Below are 23,662 nucleotides of genomic sequence, written 5' to 3'. Positions count from 1 at the left end.
GGTGGCACGGGGTCTGGACATTCCGCAGGTGCCGGCCGAGCTGTCGGCGCGGGTCCCCGCAGAGCAGCGCGGGGCGGGCCGTGACGACGTACGGCTGCTGGTGTCGCACGGGACGCGCGTGTCGCACCACGCCTTCCGTGAGCTGCCGGGGCAGCTCAGGGCCGGGGACGTCCTGGTGGTGAACACGTCGGCGACGCTGGCTGCGGCGGTGAACGGGCGGATCCGCGGTGAGCGGGTCGTCACGCATTTCTCGACGCGGGGTGACGACGGGCGGTGGGCGGTCGAGCTGCGGTCCCCCGACCCGGCTGCCGGGGGCACGACGTTGCCGCGCGCGGGCGGCCCTGCGGGCACCGTCGTCCGGTTGCCGGGCGGGGGCCGGCTGGTGCTGGAGCGCCCGCTGGACCCGGCGGCCGACCGGCTGTGGTGGGCGCGGCCCGAGGAGGTGGACGTGCCGGGGCTGCTGCGCGCGTACGGCCGGCCGATCCGGTACGGGTACACGGAGCGGGACCAGCCGCTGTCGGCGTACCAGACGGTGTTCGCGCTGCCGGCGGCTGACGGCTCGGGGTCGGCCGAGATGCCGAGCGCCGGGCGGCCGTTCACGGCGGGTCTGGTGGCGGAGCTGGTGAGCAGGGGGGTGCAGTTCGCGCCGATCACGCTCCATACGGGGGTGGCGTCGGCGGAGGCGCACGAGCCGCCGTACCCGGAGCGGTTCGCGGTGCCCGCCGCGTCGGCGCGGCTGGTGAACGCGGCGCGTGCGGGTGGCGGCCGGGTCGTGGCCGTCGGTACGACGGCGGTGCGGGCGCTGGAGTCGGCGGCGGGTCCTGCCGGGGTGGTGCGGGCGGCTTCGGGGTGGACGGATCTGGTGATCACGCCGCGCCGCGGGGTGCGGGCGGTGGACGGGCTGCTGACGGGGCTGCACGAGCCGGAGGCGTCGCACCTGCTGATGCTGGAGGCCGTCGCCGGGCGGGCGGCGCTGACCCGGGGGTATACCGAGGCACTGCGCGGGCGCTACCTCTGGCACGAGTTCGGCGACGTCCATCTCCTCCTGGGGGATGAGACCACTCACGCTATGCGTTGCGAACGCAACCTTTGGTGAAACTGTCATCGCCTCGATGTGACGCCGCACATAGGACGCACATCACTTACGAAGGGGATTAGTCGACAATACTCGGGGTGTTAGCTCGGCATAAGTGGGTAAATAGGCGACTTGACCACCCCCTGCCCCGCACCCCGTCCCACTATCCAGCTTCGTACGTCACACCTTTGCCACAGGTTTTTGCGACCGCTAAGAATTGCGTCCGTCGCCGCTGGAAGGCAGTGGGCCTCCCGGCCTCCGCGACTCCCGCTATTCGAAGAGGTACGTCTCTATGTCCGCGTCACGCACCCCTGGTCACAGTCGCCTGAGCAAGACCCACAAGGTTTCGATCGCCGGCATCGCCGCGATCGGCGCCGCCTCACTGGCGTTCTCCCTGGTCCCCGGTAACGCATCCGCCGACGTCGATTCCCACTCCGTGGCCGCCGCAGCGCCGGTGGCCTGGAACTCCACTTCGGGAACGCAGGCGTCAGCGCTCCACGCGAGCATCGCCAAGCAGCAGCTTTCCGCCGAGAACGCCGCCAAGGTCCAGGCCCAGGCGTTCGCCAAGGCGGCATCCCACGCCAAGACCGTCAAGGCCGAGAAGGACGCCAAGGAGAAGGCCGCGGCCGCGAAGAAGGCGAAGGCCGAGAAGGCAGCCAAGGCCAAGGCAGCCGCCAAGGCGAAGGCCGCGGCAGCCAAGAAGCGCGCCAAGGCCCAGGCCGCCAACCGCTCGACGGTCCGCAAGCCGGTCTACGCCAACAACCTCGACGGCTGGATCCGCGAGTCCCTTTCGATCATGAAGAAGCACGGCATCCCGGGTTCGTACAACGGGCTGCACCGCAACATCATCCGCGAGTCGTCGGGCAACCCGATGGCCATCAACAACTGGGACATCAACGCCCGCAACGGCATACCGTCGAAGGGCCTGCTCCAGGTCATCCCCCCGACGTTCAAGACGTACCACGTCGCCGGAACGCCGAACAACATCTACGACCCCGTCGCCAACATCGTCGCCGCCGCCAACTACGCGGCCGACCGGTACGGCTCGATGGACAACGTCAACAGCGCCTACTGAGCCGCACTGTCCGTACGCCGAAGGGCGGCACCCGCTGGGGTGCCGCCCTCCGGGGCGTGCCTGGATCGGGAATGTCCGGCTACTTGCGCATGACCTCGGGCTCGTGGCGGCGCAGCAGTCGCGACACGATGAAGCCGCAGATGACCCCGAGCGCGATCAGCGCGATCATGTCGATGGTCCACTGGGTGGCCGAGTGCTCCCACAGCGGGTCCAGGTTGTCCGGCTTCTCCGGGTCCCACGGCGCCATCAGGTGCGACAGGTCGAGCGTCGCGCCCGCCGCGCTCAGTGCCCAGCGCGAGGGCATCAGCCAGGCGAACTGGTCGAGCCCCGCCTTGCCGAAGATCTGGAAGAGCGTGCCGGTGAAGACGAGCTGCACGATGGCGAACATCACGAGCAGCGGCATGGTCTTCTCCGCGGTCTTGACCAGCGAGGAGATCACCAGGCCGAACATCATCGAGGTGAAGCCGATGCCGATGATCGCCAGGCACAGTTCGACGGCCGGGTTGGTGACCAGGCCCTCGGCAGGCAGGTCGCGCACCGAGAAGCCGATGCCGCAGATGATGACGGCCTGCAGGGCCGTGATCACACCGAGCACGATCACCTTGGACATCAGGTACGCGGAGCGGGAGAGGCCGACCGACCGTTCCCGTTCGTAGATCACCCGCTCCTTGATCAGCTCTCGCACCGAGTTGGCCGAGCCCGAGAAGCACATGCCGACCACGAGAATCATCATGATCATGCCGGCGCCGCCGTTGAAGCGCGCGGGCGGTACCGGCGGGCCGAGCCCGAACTTCGCCGGGATCACCACGCTCACCCCGCCGAGGATCGCGGGCAGCAGCACCATCAGACCGAGGAAGCCGCGGTCGGAAGCGATCACCGTGACATAGCGCCGGATCAGCGTCCAGAGCTGGGAGCCCCAGCTCTGCGGCTTCGGCGGCCGCATCTGCGCCCGCGAGGGGACCTGCGCGGTCTGCACGGCGACGGCGTCGATGTCGGCCGCGTATATCTGGTAGTGCTCGGAGCCGCGCCAGCGGCCCGCCCAGTCGTAGTCGCGGTAGTTCTCGAACGCCGAGAAGACGTCCGCCCAGCTTCCGTAGCCGAAGAAGTTGAGGGCTTCCTCCGGCGGGCCGAAGTACGCGACGGAGCCGCCGGGCGCCATGACCAGCAGCTTGTCGCAGATCGCCAGCTCGGCCACGGAGTGGGTGACGACCAGGACCGTACGGCCGTCGTCGGCCAGGCCGCGCAGGAGCTGCATGACATCGCGGTCCATGCCCGGGTCGAGGCCGGAGGTCGGCTCGTCCAGGAAGATCAGCGACGGCTTCGTGAGCAGTTCGAGAGCGACGGAGACGCGCTTGCGCTGGCCACCGGAGAGGGAGGTGACCTTCTTCTCCTTGTGCACGTCGAGCTTCAGCTCGCGCAGCACCTCGTCGATACGGGACTCGCGCTCGGCCTCCGCCGTGTCACCGGGGAAGCGGAGCTTGGCCGCGTACTTGAGCGCCTTCCTGACGGTCAGTTCCTTGTGCAGGATGTCGTCCTGCGGGACCAGGCCGATGCGCTGGCGCAGCTCGGCGAACTGCTTGTACAGGTTCCTGTTGTCGTACAGGACGTCGCCCTGGTCGGCGGGCCGGTAGCCGGTGAGCGCCTTGAGCAGGGTGGACTTGCCCGAGCCCGACGGGCCGATGACCGCGATCAGCGACTTCTCGGGGACGCCGAAGGAGACGTCCTTGAGGATCTGCTTGCCGCCGTCGACCGTCACCGTGAGATGGCGGGCGGAGAAGGACACCTCGCCGGTGTCGACGAACTCCTCCAGGCGGTCGCCGACGAGCCGGAAGGCCGAGTGCCCCACACCGACGACGTCGTCGGGGCTGAGGAGGACCGTGCCGGACTTGGCGATCGGCTGCCCGTTGACGTACGTGCCGTTGTGCGAGCCGAGGTCGCGGATCTCGAAGCGGCCGTCGGGCATCGCGGTGAACTCGGCGTGCAGCCGGGAGACCTGGAGGTCGGAGACGACCAGTTCGTTCTCCAGCGCACGGCCGATCCGCATGACCCGGCCGAGCGAGAGCTGGTGGAACGTGGTGGGGCTGCGGTCCCCGTAGACCGGCGGCGCCCCCGCGGCGCCGCCCGCTGCGGAACTCTGCTGCGGCACGGGCGCGGGCGGGAACTGGGCCTGCGGCGCGGGTGCCTGCGGTGCGGGTGCTGACGGCCAGCCCTGCTGCGGCGGCTGGGCCGGGGCCTGCGGTACGGCGGCGGCTGCCGCCTGCGGCGCCGCGGGCGCCATGGCCTGCTGCTGAGCCTGGGCCTGCTGAGGCACGGCCTGCGCCGGCGCCGACTGCGCCGGAGCCGCTTGCGGGGCCGCCGTGAGATTCAGCCGCGGCCCGTCGGTGGGATTACCGAGATGCACCACGGAGCCCGGACCCAGCTCCACCTGCTGGACCCGCTGCCCCTGCGAGTAGGTGCCGTTGGTGCTGCCGTGGTCCTCGATGACCCAACTCCGGCCTCCCCGGCTGATGGTGGCGTGACGCCACGAGACCCTGGCGTCGTCGACGACCAGGTCCCCCTGTGGATCCCGGCCAAGTGTGTACGACCTGGACGGATCGAGCGTCCAGGTCCTTCCGTTCAATTCCAGTACGAGTTCCGGCACTCCGCGCCCCACTAGTTTTCCCCCGAGGTACCCCCGTCGCAGGGAGTCTAGGGATGGCGAACATCGTGGGGAACTATTTCAGGCTCGGCCCTTCCTCGGAAAGCCGGGCCACCGAATACCGTGTCTGTCCGGCACGCGGGACGGCCGGCCGGTCCCGGCGCCGCGCCCGCTACGGTGGGATCACCATGAGCGCATCGCAGCCGAATCAGACCGCTGACGTCCCCACTCTTCTGGTAAAGATCTTCGGGAAGGACCGCCCCGGGATCACCGCCGGCCTCTTCGACACCCTCGCGGCGTACTCCGTCGATGTCATCGACATCGAGCAGGTCGTCACCCGTGGCCGTATCGTCCTGTGCGCGCTCGTCACGGCGCCGACGGTCGACGGCACGACCGAGGGCGAACTGCGCGCCACCGTGCATAGCTGGACCGAATCACTCAAGCTCCAGGCCGAGATCATCTCCGGCATGGGCGACAACCGGCCGCGCGGCAGCGGCCGTTCCCATGTCACCGTGCTCGGCAACCCGCTGACCGCCGAGTCGACCGCCGCCATCGCCGCCGGCATCACCTCGGTCGGCGGGAACATCGACCGGATCTTCCGACTGGCCAAGTACCCCGTCACAGCAGTGGAGTTCGCGGTCTCCGGCGCGCCCACCGAGCAGTTGCGCAGCCGGCTCGCACCCGAGGCAGCCGAGATCGGCGTCGATGTGGCGGTGGTCGCGGCCGGACTCCAGCGCAGGGCCCAGCGGCTGGTGGTCATGGACGTGGACTCGACCCTGATCCAGGACGAGGTCATCGAACTCTTCGCGGCGCACGCCGGCTGCGAGGCGGAGGTCGCCGAGGTCACCGCGCGCGCCATGCGCGGCGAGCTGGACTTCGAGCAGTCCCTGCACGCGCGGGTGGCGCTGCTCGCCGGGCTCGACGCCTCGGTGGTCGACAAGGTGCGTACGGAGGTGCGGCTCACACCGGGCGCCCGCACCCTGATCCGTACGCTGAAGCGGCTCGGCTACCAAGTGGGCGTGGTCTCCGGGGGGTTCACCCAGGTGACCGACGCGCTCAAGGAGCAGCTCGGGCTCGACTTCGCCGCCGCCAACACACTGGAGATCGTGGACGGCAAACTCACCGGGCGGGTGCTCGGCGATGTGGTCGACCGGGCGGGCAAGGCCAGGCTGCTGCGCAGATTCGCCGCCGAGGCCGGTGTGCCGCTCTCGCAGACCGTGGCGATCGGCGACGGCGCCAACGACCTCGACATGCTCAACGCGGCAGGGCTCGGGGTCGCGTTCAACGCCAAGCCGGTGGTGCGCGAGGCGGCGCACACGGCGGTGAACGTGCCGTTCCTCGACACCGTCCTGTATCTGCTGGGCATCACACGCGACGAGGTCGAGACGGCGGACGACGAGGACGGGGTGACGGAGGAGGACTGAGCTGCCGCCCGGTGGCCTGCCGCTGACGTACGAGGCCCCGGCGCGGATCGTCCGCGCCGGGGCCGGGTGACGTCATGGGTCGGATGGTCACTGATCAGTCGTGCGGTGCCCAGTAGTCGAGGAGCTTGCCCGCGCCGTGCTCCACCGACTTCCAGGTGCCGGTGAACCCGACGACGGCGAATCCGGCGGTCGGGAAGCCGCCCTGCGTCATACGGGCGAGCGCGTCACCCTCGGAGCCGCCGGACAGTGCGTCGGCGAGCGTGTGCATCCCGGGGTTGTGACCGATGAACAGCAGATCCCGCACCTCGTCGGCCGTCTCGTTGATCAGCGCGAGGAGGTCGCCGAGCGACGCGTCGTACAGCCGCTCCTCGTAGACGGTCCTGGGCCGGTGCGGCATCTCGTGCACGGCGAGCTTCCAGGTCTCCCGGGTCCTGACCGAGGTCGAGCAGACTGCCAGGTCGAAGGGGATACCGGTCTCACCGAGCCTGCGCCCGGCCATCGAGGCGTCCAGGCGGCCCCGCTCGGCCAGCGGCCGCTCATGGTCGGACACCTGGGGCCAGTCGGCCTTCGCATGCCGGAGTAGGACGATCCTGCGGGGTGTATCGACGCTCATGCACCCCAGCTTCGCACGAAATGCGCCGCCGGGCGCAGGGTGTTGACGGGCTCCCCTGACAAGATCGCGGGACACCCCGGAATCGGGGTCGTCAGGGGGTCAGGAGCTGGAAGAGGTGCGCCAGGATCCGGCCGATGCCCGGATCGCCCGCGGCCGCCTCGGCCTGCCCCGTACCGGTCATGAGCAGCAGCGCGGCGAAGGCGACGGCGGGCAGGGCGATGGCCCACCACGGCAGCCTGATCTCCGTGCTGCCCTGGCCGGGACGGGCGGATCGGGAGTGCGCTGGGGCCGTCATGGCCGCCTCCGGTGGGCTGCGGGGTGGGTCTGCGATTCGATGGGTCCGAATCTACGGATCATGGCCTCCGGAGCCCATCCGGTGACCCACCCACTCAACCCTGAACCTGGCCCCCTAAGGGTGGTGGTGCTAGCCCCCCCCTTTTTTTTGGGGCTCGTTCGCCTCCGGTGCGCCCCGGGGGGTTCACTGTTCGTCCCGGCCCGCCCCGATCACGTGGCGAGTGAGCCGAAGGGGCGCGCCGCTGTCGAAAGGGAGAGCGCGCGCAGGCCCGTGAGGAACGAGCGGGCCGAGCACGGTCGACCGTCGACAGGGGCACAAAGCGCCCCGGAGGTGAACCGAGCCCCAAAAAAGAGGGGGAACCGAGCCCCCAAAATCAAGGGGACGCGAGTGTGGCGATGATGGCGATGACGACCATGATGCCGATGATCGTGCCGAACACGATGAGCAGCTTCTGCTGGCCGTTCTGGGGATTCGGGTCGAGGACTGGCATGCGCTCAGTCTCGCACCCGCGATTCGTCCTCGATCGTCCGGTCCCGCCCCGCCACCACACCGGCCGCCATCTGCGGCACCAGCAGCGCCGCCATCAGCGCCAGCGGCAGGCCCCAGCCGCCGCTGTGCTGGTAGAGGACGCCGACCAGCAGCGGGCCCGGGATCGAGATCAGGTAGCCGGTGCTCTGGGTGAAGGCGGAGAGGCGTACGACACCGGCGCCGGACCGCGACCGCATGCTGATCATGGTCAGGGCCAGCGGGAACGAGCAGTTCGATACGCCGAGCAGCACCGCCCACGCCCAGGCGCCGCCGACCGGGGCCACGTACAGGCCGCCGATGGCGATCAGACCGCAGACGCCCAGGGCCACCACGATCGGGCCCTGCTGCTTCATCCGGGTGGCCAGCCGGGGAATCACGAAGGCCAGCGGCACGCCCATGACCATGATCACGGCGAGCAGCAGTCCCGAGGTGCCCGCCGAGATGCCGGCGTCGCGGAAGCGCTGCGGCATCCAGCCCATGGTGATGTAGGCGCCGGTGGCCTGGAGGCCGAAGAAGCAGGCCATCGCCCAGGCGGTGGGGCTACGGGTGAGGGTGGGTACGGGGGCGGCGTCGGCGGTGCTCCCGGGCCGCGCGGCCGGTGCGACGGCGGCGGTGCGGTCCCGTACGAGGAAGAGCCAGGGCAGGACGGCCACGGCGGCGGGGACGACCCAGATGCCGAGCCCGGTGCGCCAGTTGCCGCCGAGCGCTTCGGCCATGGGGACGGTCGCGGCGGCGGCGAGGGCGGTGCCGAGGGCGACGGCCATCGAGTAGAGCCCGGTCATGGTGCCGACGCGGTCGGGGAAGTACCGCTTGACGATCACCGGCATCAGTACGTTGCTGACGGCGATCCCCATCAGCGCGAGCGCGCTGGCCGTGAGGAAGGCCGCCGTGCCGCCGACGAAGGGGCGGATCGCCAGGCCCGCCGTGATGGCCAGCATCCCGGCGCAGACGATCGCGCCGGGGCCGAAGCGCCTGGCGAGGCGCGGCGCGGCGAAGCCGAAGAGGGCGAAGCAGGCGGGCGGTACGGAGGTGAGGACACCGGCGACGCTGCCGCTCATGTGCAGCCCGTCGCGTACGTCTTCGAGCAGCGCGCCGAGGCTGGTGATGGCCGGGCGCAGGTTGAGCGCGGCGAGGAAGAGACCGGCGACGACGAGCCTGGTCAGCCATACCGAGGCGGTCGTGGCGGGCGGTGCGGGCGGCGCCGGGACATCGCTCGCCCGGTCGGTCCGGTGGGTCGGGGGCCGGGTCTCGTCGGTCGCTATCTCGTCGGGCATGCGGCCATCATAGAATCATGGGATGATTGGTTGTCCACTCCCGTGTACGACCGACCCGTGCGAGACTTTCCCCGTTCCCGAGGCAAGGAGCACCATGGCGCTGACCTCTCCCCGGCGTTCCGCACTCTCCGACCAGGTCATCACGGAGCTGCGCAACCAGATCACCTCGGGCGAATGGCCGGTGGGCTCCCGTATCCCCACCGAGCCTGAGCTGGTCGAGCAGCTCGGGGTGGCCCGCAACACCGTCCGGGAGGCGGTGCGCGCGCTCGCCCACAACGGGCTGCTGGACATCCGGCAGGGGTCGGGGACCTATGTGGCGGCCACCAGCGAGCTGGCGGGCGTGATGCACCGCAGGTTCGCCGGCGCCGATCCGCGCCATGTCGCCGAGCTGCGCTCCACGCTGGAGGCGTCAGCGGCGAGACTGGCGGCCGAGCGCCGTACGGAGCGGGATCTGCGGCAGATGGACGCCCTGCTGGCGCGCCGCGAGGAGGTGTGGGCCGCCGGGGACGCCGAGCAGTTCGTCGCGGCCGACACGTCCCTGCATCTGGCGGTGGTGGCGGCTTCCCACAACGACGTGCTGAGCGCGCTCTACGCGGACCTCGGCGAACTCGTCCGCAGCGCGCTGCGCGACGACGTGGGGACGGTGCTGCGGGCCGAGGACCTGCTGGACCACGCGCGGCTGGTGGCGGCGATCCGGGCCGGCGATGTGGAGACGGCGGGGCGCGAGGCGGCGGGGCACGCCTTCAGTTGCCTGCGCGAGCGTGTCTGACGGGTTTCCGGGGTCCGATCGGTTCGTGGCTGACCCACGCCGAGCGGATCTCCTTCCAGCACCGGTCGGTGAGCTGGACGTATCCGGCGGCGCCGATCGTGACGGGTGCGCTGTCCGCGTCGATGTCCCACCAGCGGGCGCATTCGACGTGCAGGCTCACCCGGTCGGTCTCCGGGTACGGGTTGTGGCAGTACGCGACGGCGTGCGAGCCGTGGATCTGGGTGCGGCAGCTCGCCCGGTACCGCTCGTGGTCCGGCGGGTCCGCCGCCGGGGCCGCGCCGCGGGCCGCGGCCGGGCCCGAGGCGGCGTTGGGCGCCGCGGCGTGCCGTACCTCGGAGGAGACGGCGAATCCCGCGGTGATCAGGGCGGCCGTGGTGAGAGCCGCGGTACGTCGGCGTAGCGCACGCATGCTCGGACCTCCTCCCCCGCGACATCCGGAATGATCCGGTTCGTTCAGTGTGCGGGGAATCCGTGCGCTTTTCGACTCGGACGGACACGGTCCGTGACATCCAGGACATCCGCGCCATCCGTGACGTACGAAAGCCGGGTGACCGTTCGGTGGACGGTCACCCGGCTGAAGGGTGCGGGGTGTGCGGGAATGCGCGGGGTCAGGCACCCATCATGTGGACGCCGCCGTCGACGTGCACGATCTCGCCCGTGGTCTTCGGGAAGAAGTCCGACAGCAGCGCGACGATGCCGCGTCCGGCCGGCTCGGGGTCGGCCATGTCCCACGCCAGCGGGGAGCGGTGGTTCCAGACGTCGGCCAGCTCGCCGAAGCCCGGGATGGACTTGGCGGCCATGGAGCCGATCGGTCCCGCCGAGATCAGGTTGCAGCGGATGTCCCGCTCGCCGAGGTCGCGGGCGAGGTAGCGGGAGGTGGCCTCCAGCGCCGCCTTGGCCGGGCCCATCCAGTCGTACTGCGGCCAGGCGTACTGCGCGTCGAAGGTCAGCCCCACGACCGAGCCGCCCTCGCTCATCAGCGGCAGGCAGGCCATGGTGAGCGACTTCAGGGAGAACGCGGAGACGTGCATGGCCGTGGCGACGGACTCGAACGGCGTGTTGAGGAAGTTCCCGCCGAGGGCGTCCTGCGGGGCGAAGCCGATGGAGTGCACGACGCCGTCCAGCGAACCGAGTTCGTCCCTGACGAGTCCCGCCAGCCGCTCCAGGTGCTCGGCGTTGGTCACGTCCAGCTCGATGACCTTGGCGGGCTTCGGCAGCTTCTTGGCGATGCGCTCGGTGAGCGTCGGCCGGGGGAAGGCCGTCAGGATGACGTCCGCGCCCTGTTCCTGGGCCACTTTGGCGGCGTGGAAGGCGATGGAGGACTCCATCAGCACACCCGTGATGAGGATGCGCTTGCCGTCGAGAATTCCGCTCATGTGATCAGTGACCCATGCCCAATCCGCCGTCAACGGGAATGACGGCTCCAGTGATGTACGAGGCGTCGTCGGAGGCGAGGAACCGCACCGTCGCGGCGATCTCCTCCGGCTGCGCGTAGCGGCCGAGCGGCACCTGCGAGACGATGCCCGCCCGCTGCTCGTCGCTGAGCACCTTCGTCATGTCGGTGTCGACGAAGCCCGGCGACACGACGTTGAAGGTGATGTTGCGCGAACCCAGCTCACGGGCGAGGGAGCGGGCGAAGCCGACCAAGCCCGCCTTGGAGGCCGCGTAGTTGGCCTGTCCTGCCGAGCCGAGCAGTCCCACGACGGAGGAGATCAGGACGACCCGGCCCTTCTTGGCCCGCAGCATCGCGCGGTTGGCGCGCTTGACGACGCGGAAGGTGCCGGTGAGGTTCGTGTCGAGGACGGAGGTGAAGTCCTCCTCGCTCATCCGCATCAGCAACTGGTCCTTCGTGATACCGGCGTTGGCCACCAACACCTCGACGGGACCGTGCTTCTCCTCGATCTCTTTGTATGCCTGCTCCACCTGTTCGGCGTCGGTGATGTCGCAACGCACGGGCAGGCAGCCCGACTTCACGAGTTCCGCCGACGGTTCGCCGGTGCGGTACGTGACGGCGACCTTGTCGCCGTTGTCGGCGAAGGCACGGGCGATGGCGAGGCCGATGCCCCGGTTTCCTCCGGTGACGAGAACCGAGCGGCTCAACGGATCACCCTTTCCTCGGCGGTCTGTACAGCGAAAACCTATCGCTACCGGCCTGCGGGAGAGGAATCGGCACCGACAGGCCCTCGGTACGGTCCCTGTTGGTTTCCTACAGATGTCGCGACCGGCAGCATCCGGTGCCCGGCCGGATCCCGCGCCCGGCCGGATCCCGCGCCCGGCCGAGTTCACCGTACGGACCGGAATCCTGCTTCGTGCGGGCCGCCTCGCGTGATTCACTGCCGGATACGTGTCCCCGGGACGAGACCCGGAGCGTGAGAAGGAGAGGCCGCAGTGCCCCATGAGGTAGATCAGTCGTTTCTGGCCCTGCCGCTGAGGGCGCTGGCCGACGCGGCGCTCGCCAGGGCCCGTGCGCTCGGCGCCGACCACGCCGACTTCCGGTTCGAGCGGGTGCGCAGCGCCGCCTGGCGGCTGCGTGACGCCAAGCCGGCCGGTTCGGCGGACTCGACGGACGTCGGGTACGCGGTCCGGGTCGTGCACGGCGGCGCCTGGGGGTTCGCCTCCGGTGTCGATCTGTCGATGGACGCGGCGGCCCGGGTGGCCGGCCAGGCGGTCGCGATGGCGAAGCTGTCGGCGAAGGTGATCGCCGCCGCGGGTTCCGACGAGCGGGTGGAGCTGGCGGACGAGCCGGTGCACGCCGAGAAGACGTGGGTGTCGGCGTACGCCATCGATCCGTTCACGGTGCCCGACGAGGACAAGAGCGGACTGCTCGCCGACTGGAGCGCGCGGCTGCTGCGCGCCGAGGGCGTCACGCATGTGGACGCCTCGCTGCTGACCGTGCACGAGAACAAGTTCTACGCGGACACCGCGGGCACCGTCACGACCCAGCAGCGGGTGCGGCTGCATCCGCAGCTCACGGCCGTCGCCGTGGACGGGAAGAGCGGCGAGTTCGACTCGATGCGCACCCTCGCCCCGCCGGTCGGCAGGGGCTGGGAGTATCTGACGGGGACGGGCTGGGACTGGGACGGCGAGCTGGAGCGCATCCCCGGGCTGCTGGCCGAGAAGATGCGCGCGCCGAGCGTCGAGGCGGGCACGTACGACCTGGTCGTCGACCCGTCCAACCTGTGGCTGACGATCCATGAGTCGATCGGCCACGCCACCGAGCTGGACCGGGCGCTGGGCTACGAAGCGGCGTACGCGGGCACCTCGTTCGCCACCTTCGACCAGTTGGGGAAGCTGGCGTACGGCTCGTCGGTGATGAATGTGACGGGCGACAGGACGGCCGAGCACGGGCTGGCCACGATCGGGTACGACGACGAGGGCGTCGAGGGCCAGTCGTGGGACCTGGTGAAGGACGGCACGCTCGTCGGCTACCAGCTCGACCGCAGGATCGCGAAGCTCACCGGGTTCGACCGCTCCAACGGCTGCGCGTACGCCGACTCCCCCGGCCATGTGCCGGTGCAGCGGATGGCGAACGTGTCGCTGGCGGCCGATCCGGGCGGGCTCGGCACGGACGATCTGATCGGCGGGGTGGAGCGCGGGATCTATGTGGTCGGTGACCGCTCGTGGTCCATCGACATGCAGCGCTACAACTTCCAGTTCACCGGGCAGCGGTTCTTCCGCATCGAGAACGGCAAGCTGGCGGGCCAGTTGCGCGACGTGGCCTACCAGGCGACGACCACCGACTTCTGGGGCTCGATGGAGGCGGTCGGCGGACCGCAGACGTATGTCCTGGGCGGTGCCTTCAACTGCGGCAAGGCCCAGCCGGGCCAGGTGGCCGCGGTCTCGCACGGCTGCCCCTCCGCGCTGTTCCGCGGCGTGAACATCCTCAACACCACGCAGGAGGCAGGGCGATGAAGGCAGCCACGAGCGGCGTCAGCAAGCCGCACGAGATCGTCGAGCGCGCTCTCGGCCTGTCGACGGCCGACGGGTGCGTGGTCATCGCCGAGGAGCACTCGTCGGCCAACCTCCGCTGGGCGGGCAACGCGCTGACCACCAACGGTGTCACGCGCGGCCGTACGCTCACCGTCATCGCGACCGTGGACGGCGCCGAGGGCACCGCTTCCGGTGTCGTCTCGCGCTCCGCCGTGACGGCCGACGACCTGGAGCCGCTGGTACGGGCCGCCGAGGCGGCGGCGCGCGGCGCGGGCCCCGCCGAGGACGCCACCCCGCTCGTCGCGGCGGGAGAGGCGTCGGGCGACTTCACCGACGCGCCCGTCGAGACGACGTCCGCCGTCTTCGCCGACTTCGCGCCCGCCCTCGGCGAGGCCTTCGCGCGGGCCCGCGCGGGCGGCCGCGAGCTGTACGGCTTCGCCAACCACGAGCTGTCGTCGGCCTACCTCGGTACGTCGACGGGCGTACGGCTGCGGCACGACCAGCCCAACGGCACGCTGGAGTTGAACGCCAAGTCGCCCGACCGCACCCGCTCCGCCTGGGCGGGCCGCGCCACCCGCGACTTCAAGGACGTCGACCCGGGCGCGCTCGACGCCGAGCTGGCCAAGCGGCTGGCCTGGGCCGAGCGGAAGATCGACCTGCCCGCGGGCCGGTACGAGACGCTGCTGCCGCCGACCGCCGTCGCCGACCTGCTGATCTACCAGCTCTGGTCGGCCGCCGCGCGCGACGCGGTGGAGGGCCGTACGGTCTTCTCCCGCCCCGGCGGCGGCACCCGCGTCGGCGAGAAGCTGTCCGAGCTGCCGCTGACGCTGCGCAGCGACCCCGACGAGCCGGGTCTTGAGTCGGCGCCGTTCGTGCTGGCGCACGCCTCGGGCGACGACGCCTCGGTCTTCGACAACGGGCTGCCGCTGTCGGCGACGGACTGGGTCAAGGACGGCCGCCTTGAGCATCTGGTCACCACCCGGCACAGCGCGGCCCTGACGGGGCTGCCCGTGGCGCCCGGCATCAGCAATCTGGTGCTGGACGGCGGCGGTGAGCGCTCGCTGGAGGAGATGGTCGCCGGCACGGAGCGCGGGCTGCTGCTGACGTGCCTGTGGTACATCCGCGAGGTCGATCCGGCGACGCTGCTGCTGACCGGGCTGACCAGGGACGGGGTGTATCTCGTCGAGAACGGCGAGGTCGTCGGCGAGGTGAACAACTTCCGGTTCAACGAGTCGCCGGTGGATCTGCTGTCGCGGGCCACCGAGGCGGGCCGTACGGAGAAGACGCTGCCGCGTGAGTGGGGTGACTACTTCACCCGGGCCGCGATGCCCGCCCTGCGGATCCCCGATTTCAACATGAGCTCGGTCAGCCAGGGGGTGTGACCCCAATAGACTGGTCGTCGGCGCGTGCTGGACACCGCCGCTCATTCCCACCGCTTCGGCGCACAGCAGAGGAGACACGAGACACGTGACGGACATCGTCGACGAGCTTCAGTGGCGCGGCCTGATCGCCGTATCCACTGACGAGGACGCGTTGCGCAAGGCGTTCGCGGACGGCCCCGTCACGGTCTATTGCGGTTTCGACCCCACGGCGCCGAGTCTGCATCTGGGCAATCTGGTGCAGATCCTCACCATCCGGCGGCTCCAGCAGGCGGGCCACCGCCCGCTGGCGCTGGTGGGCGGGGCGACCGGTCTGATCGGTGACCCCAAGCCCACGGCGGAGCGGACGCTGAACGCGCCCGAGACCGTCGCCGACTGGGTCGAGCGGGTCAAGGGGCAGATCGAGCCGTTCCTCTCGTTCGACGGCCCCAACGCGGCGACCATGGTCAACAACCTGGACTGGACGTCGGGGCTCTCCGCGATCGAGTTCCTGCGCGACATCGGCAAGTACTTCCGGGTCAACAAGATGATCGCGAAGGAGGCGGTGGCGCGCCGGCTCAACTCCGACCAGGGGATCAGCTACACGGAGTTCAGCTACCAGATCCTCCAGGGCATGGACTTCCTGAAGCTGTTCCAGGAGTACGGCTGCACGATGCAGACCGGCGGCAGCGACCAGTGGGGCAATCTGACGGCCGGTATCGACCTGATCCACCGGGTCGAGGGCGCGTCGGCGCACGCGCTGGCCACCCCGCTGATCACCAAGGCGGACGGCACGAAGTTCGGCAAGACCGAGGGCGGCGCCATCTGGCTCGACCCGGAGATGACGACGCCGTACGCCTTCTACCAGTTCTGGCTGAACGCGGACGACCGGGACATCTCGAAGTTCCTGCGGATCTTCAGCTTCGCCTCGCGCACGGAGATCGAGGAGCTGGAGGAGCTGACCCGGGAACGTCCGCAGGCGCGTGCGGCGCAGCGGGCGCTGGCCGAGGAGCTGACGACGCTGGTGCACGGCGCCGAGCAGTGCGCCGCCGTGGTGGCCGCTTCCCGTGCGCTGTTCGGGCAGGGTCAGCTCGACGAGCTGGACGACGCGACGCTGAGCGCCGCGCTCTCCGAGGTGCCGAGGGCGACCGTGGCCGAACTCGCCCCGGTGGTGGACCTCTTCGCGGAGGTCGGTCTCGCGCCGAGCAAGTCGGCGGCGCGGCGCACCGTCAAGGAGGGCGGGGCGTACGTGAACAACGTGAAGGTGACGGACGCGGAGGCCGTGCCGGGCCGGGCGGAGCTGCTGAACGGCCGGTGGCTGGTGCTGCGCAGGGGCAAGAAGAACCTGGCGGCGATCGAGGTACGTGACGAGGTCACGGGCGGCTGACCACGCTGTCCCGCCCGTGACCCCGGGTCTGTCTGTCCTGTCCGCGCGGGTCTGCCCACGAGGGGCTGCCCGCGCGGGTCAGGCGCGCTGTCGCCGGTTGCCTCTGATCGTGTTCCAGAGCATGTCGCCGACGAAGACGACGAGGACGGCGCCGACGAGTTGGAGCACATGCCGGGTCCAGTCGACGCCCTTGGTGTCGGCGACGCCGAACCAGCCGGCCGCGGCGTTGCCGAGAAGGCTGCCGAGGATGCCGAAGACGACGGTCAGCCACAGCGGGATCTTCTGCTTGCCGGGGATGATCGCCTTGGCGAGCAGCCCCAGCACCAGGCCCACGATGATGATCCACAACCAGTTCATGGTCGCCCTCCTCAGACGGCGCGGGATGCGCGCGTCTGGGTCAGTCTGTGGCGCCGACCCGTACGGCGCATGTCGGACGGCGCCGTACGGGTCCGGCCGCGCGCCTTGGCCCCCACCCTCGTTAACCGGCCCGACCCGGCGTAGCGTGTGGGGCGGGCAGGCCCGGACGGCCGGGGGCCCCGCAGTGGGAATCGGGTGGTGGGTTGTGACGCGGAAGCAGGGCGGCGCCGAGGTCTTCCGGATCACCGGGGCGCAGACGGGGCTCGCCGAGGACGTACGCGGCAGGCAGCGGCGCTATGTGATCTCGATGTCGATCCGAACACTCGCGGTCATCCTGACCGCCGTGTTGTGGAATGTGGCGCGGCCCGTCGCGATCGTGGCACTGGCACTGGGGCTGCTGTTGCCGTATGTGGCTGTCGTGATCGCCAACGGGGGCCGGAAGAACGCTTCTTCGCTGCCGTCGATCTTCGTGCCCGCCCCGGCCCGGCCGATGATCGCGCCGGCGGCGGGGCCGGTGGAGCCGAAGTCCGCCGAAGGTGAGGGACCGTCGACTCCGGGGGTGTGACCGCTGGTACGGACTTGATGGCAAGGGCTACGTAAGCTCAAGAAAAGCTCAGATCAATCCCGAAGTTCCGGTGCCGGGCACCCGACCGCCCATGACATACTTCTTAGGCGCTCCGCATCCCCCGTCGGAGCGACGGACCGACGCCGGGCAGCTCCCCCCGTGGCTGCTCGGCGTCGCCATTTCGGGCTGCTGCACAGGGCGTCTAGGGTTGAGGTGTGACCTCCCCGGACTCCTCCGATCCGCTCGATTTCTTCGGTCCCCGCCCCGATCAGACGGGCGACGGGGCCCCGGTGTGCTCGGCCAAGGGCTGCCGCGCCGCCGCCGTGTGGGTGCTCGCCTGGAACAACCCCAAGCTGCACACTCCCGAGCGCCGGAAGACCTGGCTGGCCTGCGAGGAGCACCGCGAGCACCTGTCGTCGTTCCTCGGTGTGCGCGGTTTCCTCAAGGACGTCGTCACCCTGCGGGAGTGGGAGGAGTCAGCCGCCGATCGCTGACATCGGCCGGGCGGGCTGGAGGAAGGCGGGGTCGTCGAGGCCCGAGCCGGCCTTCTTGCCCCACATCGCCAGCTTCCACAGCGCCGCTATGTCCGCGTCGGGCGCGTCCGAGCGGAGGGCTGCCCGCAGGTCGGTCTCCTCGGCGGCGAACAGGCAGTTGCGCACCTGCCCGTCCGCGGTGAGCCGGGTGCGGTCGCAGGCGGCACAGAACGGGCGGGTGACGGAGCCGATGACCCCGACGCGATGCGGTCCGCCGTCCACGATCCAGCGCTCGGCCGGCGCGGCGCCCCGGGTCTCCTGGCTCTCCGGGGTGAGCGTGAAGCGCTCGCGCAGGGAGCGCAGGATGTCGCCGGCCGTGATCATGCCGTCGCGCTTCCAGCCGTGCTGCGCGTCGAGCGGCATCTGTTCGATGAAGCGCAGCTCGTAGCTGTTCTCGACGGCCCAGGCGAGCAGCTCGGGGGCCTCGTCGTCGTTGAGTCCCGGCATCAGGACCGTGTTGATCTTGACGGGGGTCAGCCCCGCCCCCCGGGCGGCTTCGAGCCCGGCCAGCACGTCCGCGTGCCGGTCGCGGCGGGTGAGGGTCTTGAAGACCTCGGGCCGCAACGTGTCGAGGGAGACGTTGACCCGGTCGAGCCCGGCGGCCTTGAGGGCCGTGGCGGTACGGGCCAGGGCGATGCCGTTGGTGGTCAGGGACATCCGGGGGCGCGGCTCCAGCGCGGCGCAGCGCTCCACGATGCCGGTGAGGCCGGGCCTGAGCAGCGGCTCGCCGCCGGTGAAGCGGACCTCGGTGATGCCGAGGGTGGTCACGGCGATGCCGATCAGCCGGACGATCTCGTCGTCACTGAGCAGGTCGGACTTGCCTAGCCATTGCAGGCCCTCCTCGGGCATGCAGTATGTGCACCGCAGATTGCAGCGGTCGGTGAGCGAGACGCGCAGGTCGGTGGCCACGCGGCCGTAGGTGTCGATGAGCATGGCGGCCCCCCTCCGTTTTCGGTGACCTTCTGGCTCTTCGGTGACCTCCTGGTTGATCAGGTCACTTTCGAGACTACGGCAGTCCACCGACATCGCTCTTGCCCCGCTTGCCACAAGGAACGGCGCGGCCGTGTCGTAGGTCTCTACGACACGGCCGCGCCGGCAGGGCTCTTTCCGCTGGTCAGGACGGTGACCCGGGAGGGGCTACTGGGCTCCGGTCCCGGTGAGCGACTTGACCTCCAGCTCGGCGTACTTGCCGGTGTCCGGCGCCTCCTTGGAGAACAGCGTGCCGAGCCAGCCGAGCAGGAAGCCCAGCGGGATCGAGATCAGGCCCGGGTTCTCCAGCGGGAAGAAGTGGAAGTCGACGCCGGGGAACATCGACGACGGCTTGCCGGAGACGACGGGCGAGAACAGCACCAGCAGGACGGACGAGGCGAGGCCGCCGTAGATCGACCACAGGGCGCCCTGGGTGGTGAAGCGCTTCCAGAACAGGCTGTAGAGGAGCGTCGGCAGATTCGCCGAAGCGGCCACGGCGAAGGCGAGCGCGACGAGCCCGGCCACGTTCAGGTCCCTGGAGAGGGCGCCGAGCGCGATGGAGACGATGCCGATGGCGACGGTCGCCCAGCGGGCGGCGCGGATCTCCTCCTTCTCGGTCGCGTTGCCCCTGCGGATGACGTTGGCGTAGATGTCGTGCGCGAACGACGACGACGAGGCGAGCGTCAGTCCGGCGACGACGGCGAGGATGGTGGCGAAGGCGACGGCGGAGATCACCGCCAGCAGGACGGCGCCGCCGGTCGAGTCGCCACCGCCGCCGATCTCCAGCGCGGCGAGCGGCGCCGCCGTGTTGCCCGCGGGGTTGGACGCGATGATGTCGCCGGGCTTGAGGATGGCGGCGGCGCCGAAGCCGAGGACGATCGTCATCAGGTAGAACGCGCCGATGATGCCGATCGCCCAGATGACCGACTTACGCGCGGCCCTGGCCGTCGGCACGGTGTAGAAGCGGATCAGGATGTGCGGCAGACCGGCCGTGCCGAGGACCAGCGCGATGCCCAGCGAGAGGAAGTCCAGCTTCGACGTGCCTGTCGCGCCGTACTTGAGCCCCGGCTCCAGGAACGACGAGCCCTTGCCGCTGTTGCTCGCCGCCGTGCCGAGCAGGTCGGAGAGGTTGAAGTTGAACTTCAGCAGGATCAGGAAGGTGATCAGGATCGTGCCCGCGATGAGCAGGACGGCCTTGACCATCTGCACCCAGGTGGTGCCCTTCATCCCGCCGATGGTGACGTAGAAGATCATCAGCACGCCGACGAGCGCGACGATGGCGATCTTCCCCGCGTCGCTGGTGATGCCGAGCAGCAGCGAGACGAGCACACCCGCGCCGGCCATCTGCGCCAGCAGGTAGAAGATCGAGACGACGATCGTCGAGACACCGGCCGCGGTGCGGACGGGGCGCTGGCGCATCCGGTACGCGAGCACGTCGCCCATCGTGTACCGGCCGGAGTTGCGCAGCGGCTCGGCGACGAGCAGCAGCGCGACCAGCCAGGCGACGAGGAAGCCGATCGAGTAGAGGAAGCCGTCGTAGCCGAAGATCGCGATGGCGCCCGCGATGCCGAGGAAGGACGCGGCCGACATGTAGTCGCCGGAGACGGCGAGGCCGTTCTGGAATCCGGAGAACTGCCGCCCGCCCGCGTAGAAGTCGGCGGCGCTCCTGGTCTGCCGTCCCGCCCACACCGTGATGGCGAGGGTCGCGGCGACGATGACGCCGAAGAGCGTGATGATCAGTGTCCTGTGGTCACTGACGTCCGCGGCCGCCGCGAGCTGCAGATGGGTCGATGCGCTCATACGTCGGCCTCCATACGGGACTTGATGGCGTCCGCCTTCGGGTCGAGCTTCCGGGCCGCGTGCCGCGCGTAGTACCAGGCGATGAGGAAGGTGGTGAGGAACTGGGCCAGACCGAAGACCAGGGCGACGTTGATGTTGCCGACGACCTTGGTGCCCATGAAGCCGCCCGCGTAGTTGGACAGCAGCACGTACAGCAGGTACCAGAGGATGAAGGCGACGGTCAGCGGAAAGGCGAAGGAGCGGTAGGTGCGGCGGAGTTCGCCGAACTCGGCGCTCTCCTGCACCGTGACGAACTGTGCCGTGCTGGGGCCTGTCGCCGGCGGTCCCGCCTGTTTGGGCAGGGTCGGGGTCGCCTCGGCGGGCTTGGTGTCCTGACCGCCATCGGGCGGCGGCGGTACTTCGGTGGCCACGGACTCTCCTCGTGGTGACGTCGGTGTGACGCGTTGCGGACGGGCGGACGGTACGGGCGAACGGAACTCGTCCCGCTGCCAACCCGCACGGCCGGGTCGGCGTCCCGGTTCAACCCGGATGTTTTTCTTCCGGAAAAGATTGAGAGTCACGGTCGATCGGGGATAACTTCGCTCGTCATGCACACCACCCGTCCCGCGCGGCATGCGCGGGAGGGTTCAACGGATGATGTGGAGACCCCATGGCTCATCTGCGTTCCGGACGGCGGCGCGTACTGGCGCTGACCGCTGGTCTGGCGCTCACCGCTTCGCTCGCCCTGCCCGCCGCTTCGGCCTCGGCGACGACGGAGGCGGGCCGGGGCGACGGTGCCGCCGCCGCGCCCGCCGCGGAGGGACCGGCGCTGACCTATGTCGTCAACAGCGGGACCGGCCGTTCGACCGCCGACTCGGTGAAGAGAGCGATCGTCAGAGCCGGTGGGACGGTGGTGACGTCGTACGACCGGATAGGGGTCACGGTCGTCACCTCGAACAACCCCGCCTTCGCCACGACCGTCCGCAAGGCCAGGGGCGTCTCGTCGGCGGGTGCCACCCGTACGGCGCCGCTGCCGGCCCAGTCCACGACGGACACCGACACGCCCACGGTGCTCTCCGCCAAGGAGGTCGCCGCCGCGACGGCGAAGAAGTCGGCGGCCCAGGACCCGCTGGAGCCCCTGCAGTGGGACCTGCCCGCCATCAAGGCGGACAAGGCGCACGAGAAGACGCTCGGCAGCCGTGACGTCACGGTCGCCGTCATCGACACGGGTGTCGACGACACCCACCCGGACATCGCGCCGAACTTCGACCGCAAGGCATCCGTCAACTGCGTGGGCGGCAAGCCCAACACGGCTGACGGCGCCTGGCGGCCGAGCGCGGCGGAGAGCCCGCACGGCACGCATGTGGCGGGCGAGATCGCGGCGGCGAAGAACGGCATCGGCGTCACCGGTGTCGCGCCGGGTGTGAAGGTGGCCGGTATCAAGGTCGCCACGACGGAGGGCTTCTTCTACACGGAGGCCGTCGTCTGCGGCTTCGTCTGGGCCGCCGAGCACGGCGTCGACGTGACGAACAACAGCTACTACACCGACCCGTGGTACTTCAACTGCACCACGGACCCGGACCAGAAGGCCCTGGTCGACGCGATCACCCGGGCCAGCAAGTACGCGGAGAGCAAGGGCACGGTCAACGTGGCCGCCGCGGGCAACGAGAGCTACGACCTCGCCTCGGACTCGATCACCGATCCGTCGAGCCCGAACGACACCACGCCGGGCAGCCGGGACATCGACCCGTCCAAGTGCTTCGACATCCCGACCCAGTTGCCGGGTGTGGTGACCGTCGCCTCCACCGGCGCCAAGGGGTTGAAGTCGTCGTTCTCCAACTACGGGCGCGGCGTCATCGACATCGCGGGTCCCGGCGGTGACAGCACGTCACTCCAGCCGCCGCAGGCGCCGGCCACCAGCGGGCTCATCCTCGGCCCGCTGCCCGGCGGTTCGTGGGGCTACATGGCCGGTACGTCGATGGCGTCCCCGCATGTCGCCGGTGTGGCCGCGCTGATCAAGTCGCGCCATCCGCACGCGTCGGCCGCCGTGGTGAAGGCGCTGCTGCTGGCCGAGGCCGACGCGACGGCCTGCCCCGACCCGTACGACCTCGACGGTGACGGCACGGCCGACGCGGTGTGCCAGGGCGGGAAGCGCTACAACGGCTTCTACGGGGCCGGCCTCGTGGACGCGCTGGACGCGGTGCGCTTCTAGCAACACAGCGGTACAGCGGCACTGAACGGGCGCGGGCCGTCCCCTCCGGGGGGCGGCCCGCGCTCTCATGCGCCCGCCGCGCTCTCACGCCCCTGCCGCGCTCTCATGCGCCCGCCGCGCCCAGCAGCGCTCCCGCCGCGTAGGTGACCGCCATCGCCACCGCTCCCCCGCCCATGTTGCGCAGCACGGCGCGGCCGACCGGCGCGGCGCCGAGCCGGGCGCTCCCCCAGCCCGTCAGGGCCAGCGCCGCCAGTACCGAAAGGACCGTCACCAGGAGCCGCAGCCCGTGCGGCGGCAGCACGATGGCGAGCAGCGGGAGCAGGGCGCCCACCGTGAACGCGAGGAAGCTCGCGCCCGCCGCGTGCCACGGGTTGGTGAGGTCGTCGGGGTCGATGCCCAGCTCCTCACTGGCGTGGGCGCGCAGCGCGTCACGCTCCGTCAACTGCCGGGCCGCCTCGTGCGCCACCTCGCGCGACAGTCCGCGCTCGGCCAACAGCCCGGTGAGTTCTTCGAGTTCGGCCTCGGGCTGTTCGCGCAGCTCGCGCTTCTCCAGCGCCAGCGCCGCCTTCTCCGAGTCCCGCTGGGTGGAGACCGAGACGTATTCGCCGGCCGCCATCGACATCGAACCGGCCAGCAGCCCGGCGAGTCCCGCCGTCAGCAGCGCGGACCGGGAGTCGGTGGCTCCGGCCACTCCCACCACGAGACCCGCCGTGGAGACGATGCCGTCGTTGGCGCCGAGCACCCCGGCCCGCAGCCAGTTGAGCCGGGAGCCGAGGGACGTGTTGTGCGGCTCTCCGCCGGACTTGGCAAGATTCGTGTCTGTCACCACGGGAGGGTCTCATCCGACCGGGGGGCGGGAGTGTCAGCCCCGGCCCGTATTC

The 23,662-nt window shown here is 70.4% G+C and carries 23 protein-coding genes; 10 read left to right on the top strand and 13 right to left on the bottom strand.

Annotated elements, in window-relative coordinates:
- The first annotated feature begins 1 nt into the window (after position 1).
- Together ACZ63I_RS34785 and ACZ63I_RS34780 are read left to right on the top strand one after the other, a co-directional pair.
- On the top strand, positions 2 to 1,096 hold the full coding sequence (locus ACZ63I_RS34785; RefSeq protein ID WP_469343520.1) for an S-adenosylmethionine:tRNA ribosyltransferase-isomerase: 1,095 nt from the start codon (positions 2 to 4) through the stop codon (positions 1,094 to 1,096).
- Between the two features lie 271 nt (positions 1,097 to 1,367).
- A complete protein-coding gene (locus ACZ63I_RS34780; protein ID WP_469343519.1) occupies positions 1,368 to 2,150 on the top strand; it encodes a transglycosylase SLT domain-containing protein in 783 nt (260 codons plus the stop codon).
- A gap of 79 nt (positions 2,151 to 2,229) precedes the next feature.
- Here the strand turns inward: ACZ63I_RS34780 and ACZ63I_RS34775 are convergent, their stop codons facing one another.
- On the bottom strand, positions 2,230 to 4,803 hold the full coding sequence (locus tag ACZ63I_RS34775; RefSeq protein ID WP_469343518.1) for an ABC transporter ATP-binding protein/permease: 2,574 nt from the start codon (positions 4,801 to 4,803) through the stop codon (positions 2,230 to 2,232).
- Positions 4,804 to 4,976: 173 nt separating this feature from the next.
- On the opposite strand from ACZ63I_RS34775, the gene serB reads away from it, so the two are divergent.
- Positions 4,977 to 6,212: a phosphoserine phosphatase SerB gene (gene serB / locus ACZ63I_RS34770; RefSeq protein WP_469343517.1), complete on the top strand. Its 1,236-nt coding sequence runs from the start codon at positions 4,977 to 4,979 to the stop codon at positions 6,210 to 6,212.
- A 94-nt stretch (positions 6,213 to 6,306) separates the two neighbouring features.
- Here the strand turns inward: serB and ACZ63I_RS34765 are convergent, their stop codons facing one another.
- The 4 genes from ACZ63I_RS34765 to ACZ63I_RS34750 all read right to left on the bottom strand — a co-directional run bounded on the left by ACZ63I_RS34765 (position 6,307) and on the right by ACZ63I_RS34750 (position 8,922).
- Positions 6,307 to 6,825: a SixA phosphatase family protein gene (locus ACZ63I_RS34765; protein ID WP_469343516.1), complete on the bottom strand. Its 519-nt coding sequence runs from the start codon at positions 6,823 to 6,825 to the stop codon at positions 6,307 to 6,309.
- A gap of 91 nt (positions 6,826 to 6,916) precedes the next feature.
- Positions 6,917 to 7,120, bottom strand: coding sequence for a hypothetical protein (locus tag ACZ63I_RS34760; RefSeq protein WP_469343514.1), 204 nt, complete (start codon positions 7,118 to 7,120; stop codon positions 6,917 to 6,919).
- A gap of 373 nt (positions 7,121 to 7,493) precedes the next feature.
- Positions 7,494 to 7,610 (bottom strand): SGM_5486 family transporter-associated protein, encoded by a 117-nt coding sequence (locus ACZ63I_RS34755; protein ID WP_277816765.1) that lies wholly within the window; start codon positions 7,608 to 7,610, stop codon positions 7,494 to 7,496.
- 4 nt (positions 7,611 to 7,614) lie between these two features.
- On the bottom strand, positions 7,615 to 8,922 hold the full coding sequence (locus ACZ63I_RS34750; protein WP_469343513.1) for a CynX/NimT family MFS transporter: 1,308 nt from the start codon (positions 8,920 to 8,922) through the stop codon (positions 7,615 to 7,617).
- A gap of 94 nt (positions 8,923 to 9,016) precedes the next feature.
- Between ACZ63I_RS34750 and ACZ63I_RS34745 the strand changes: the two genes are divergently transcribed.
- Positions 9,017 to 9,691: a FadR/GntR family transcriptional regulator gene (locus ACZ63I_RS34745; RefSeq protein ID WP_469343512.1), complete on the top strand. Its 675-nt coding sequence runs from the start codon at positions 9,017 to 9,019 to the stop codon at positions 9,689 to 9,691.
- Here the strand turns inward: ACZ63I_RS34745 and ACZ63I_RS34740 are convergent.
- From ACZ63I_RS34740 to fabG, 3 genes are all read right to left on the bottom strand, one after another.
- On the bottom strand, positions 9,666 to 10,100 hold the full coding sequence (locus tag ACZ63I_RS34740; protein WP_469343510.1) for a hypothetical protein: 435 nt from the start codon (positions 10,098 to 10,100) through the stop codon (positions 9,666 to 9,668). The two genes, ACZ63I_RS34745 and ACZ63I_RS34740, sit on opposite strands and share 26 nt — an antisense overlap.
- Before the next feature lie 199 nt (positions 10,101 to 10,299).
- Positions 10,300 to 11,067 (bottom strand): enoyl-ACP reductase FabI, encoded by a 768-nt coding sequence (gene fabI / locus ACZ63I_RS34735; protein WP_469343509.1) that lies wholly within the window; start codon positions 11,065 to 11,067, stop codon positions 10,300 to 10,302.
- 4 nt (positions 11,068 to 11,071) lie between these two features.
- Positions 11,072 to 11,791, bottom strand: a complete 720-nt coding sequence (gene fabG / locus ACZ63I_RS34730; RefSeq protein ID WP_041991088.1) for a 3-oxoacyl-[acyl-carrier-protein] reductase — start codon at positions 11,789 to 11,791, stop codon at positions 11,072 to 11,074.
- Positions 11,792 to 12,079: 288 nt separating this feature from the next.
- Here fabG and ACZ63I_RS34725 point away from each other — a divergent pair, with 288 nt between their 5' ends.
- From ACZ63I_RS34725 to tyrS, 3 genes are all read left to right on the top strand, one after another.
- Positions 12,080 to 13,603 carry a TldD/PmbA family protein gene (locus tag ACZ63I_RS34725; RefSeq protein ID WP_469343507.1) on the top strand — a complete coding sequence of 508 codons (1,524 nt, stop codon included), beginning with the start codon at positions 12,080 to 12,082 and terminating at the stop codon, positions 13,601 to 13,603.
- Positions 13,600 to 15,003: a metallopeptidase TldD-related protein gene (locus tag ACZ63I_RS34720; RefSeq protein WP_469343506.1), complete on the top strand. Its 1,404-nt coding sequence runs from the start codon at positions 13,600 to 13,602 to the stop codon at positions 15,001 to 15,003. Before ACZ63I_RS34725 ends, ACZ63I_RS34720 begins: the two co-directional genes overlap by 4 nt.
- Positions 15,004 to 15,088: 85 nt before the next feature.
- Complete coding sequence (tyrS, locus tag ACZ63I_RS34715) at positions 15,089 to 16,366, top strand: tyrosine--tRNA ligase (RefSeq protein WP_469343505.1); 1,278 nt, start codon at positions 15,089 to 15,091, stop codon at positions 16,364 to 16,366.
- Positions 16,367 to 16,444: 78 nt separating this feature from the next.
- On the opposite strand, the gene ACZ63I_RS34710 is transcribed toward tyrS, so the two are convergent.
- Positions 16,445 to 16,723, bottom strand: coding sequence for a GlsB/YeaQ/YmgE family stress response membrane protein (locus tag ACZ63I_RS34710; RefSeq protein WP_469343504.1), 279 nt, complete (start codon positions 16,721 to 16,723; stop codon positions 16,445 to 16,447).
- Positions 16,724 to 16,928: 205 nt separating this feature from the next.
- Here ACZ63I_RS34710 and ACZ63I_RS34705 point away from each other — a divergent pair, with 205 nt between their 5' ends.
- Positions 16,929 to 17,288 carry a DUF3099 domain-containing protein gene (locus ACZ63I_RS34705; RefSeq protein WP_469343503.1) on the top strand — a complete coding sequence of 120 codons (360 nt, stop codon included), beginning with the start codon at positions 16,929 to 16,931 and terminating at the stop codon, positions 17,286 to 17,288.
- Between the two features lie 290 nt (positions 17,289 to 17,578).
- Positions 17,579 to 17,782, top strand: a complete 204-nt coding sequence (locus ACZ63I_RS34700) for a hypothetical protein (RefSeq protein ID WP_469343544.1) — start codon at positions 17,579 to 17,581, stop codon at positions 17,780 to 17,782.
- Here the strand turns inward: ACZ63I_RS34700 and moaA are convergent.
- The 3 genes from moaA to ACZ63I_RS34685 all read right to left on the bottom strand — a co-directional run bounded on the left by moaA (position 17,765) and on the right by ACZ63I_RS34685 (position 21,000).
- Complete coding sequence (moaA, locus tag ACZ63I_RS34695) at positions 17,765 to 18,754, bottom strand: GTP 3',8-cyclase MoaA (protein WP_469343502.1); 990 nt, start codon at positions 18,752 to 18,754, stop codon at positions 17,765 to 17,767. The two genes, ACZ63I_RS34700 and moaA, sit on opposite strands and share 18 nt — an antisense overlap.
- A gap of 204 nt (positions 18,755 to 18,958) precedes the next feature.
- A complete protein-coding gene (locus ACZ63I_RS34690) occupies positions 18,959 to 20,590 on the bottom strand; it encodes a solute symporter family protein (protein ID WP_469343501.1) in 1,632 nt (543 codons plus the stop codon).
- Entirely contained in the window at positions 20,587 to 21,000 is a 414-nt protein-coding gene (locus tag ACZ63I_RS34685) for a DUF485 domain-containing protein (RefSeq protein WP_469343500.1), read from the bottom strand. The genes ACZ63I_RS34690 and ACZ63I_RS34685 overlap by 4 nt, the downstream gene beginning before the upstream one ends.
- Before the next feature lie 239 nt (positions 21,001 to 21,239).
- Here ACZ63I_RS34685 and ACZ63I_RS34680 point away from each other — a divergent pair, with 239 nt between their 5' ends.
- Positions 21,240 to 22,781 (top strand): S8 family peptidase, encoded by a 1,542-nt coding sequence (locus tag ACZ63I_RS34680; RefSeq protein ID WP_469343498.1) that lies wholly within the window; start codon positions 21,240 to 21,242, stop codon positions 22,779 to 22,781.
- Between the two features lie 103 nt (positions 22,782 to 22,884).
- Here ACZ63I_RS34680 and ACZ63I_RS34675 read toward each other — a convergent pair whose 3' ends face one another.
- Positions 22,885 to 23,607 (bottom strand): VIT1/CCC1 transporter family protein, encoded by a 723-nt coding sequence (locus ACZ63I_RS34675; protein WP_469343497.1) that lies wholly within the window; start codon positions 23,605 to 23,607, stop codon positions 22,885 to 22,887.
- Positions 23,608 to 23,662 lie beyond the last annotated feature (55 nt).

It is taken from the genome of Streptomyces sp. NPDC087906 (assembly GCF_055584925.1).
The sequence above is the reverse complement of the archived record's forward strand: the minus strand, read 5'-3'. Positions and strand labels throughout refer to the sequence as shown.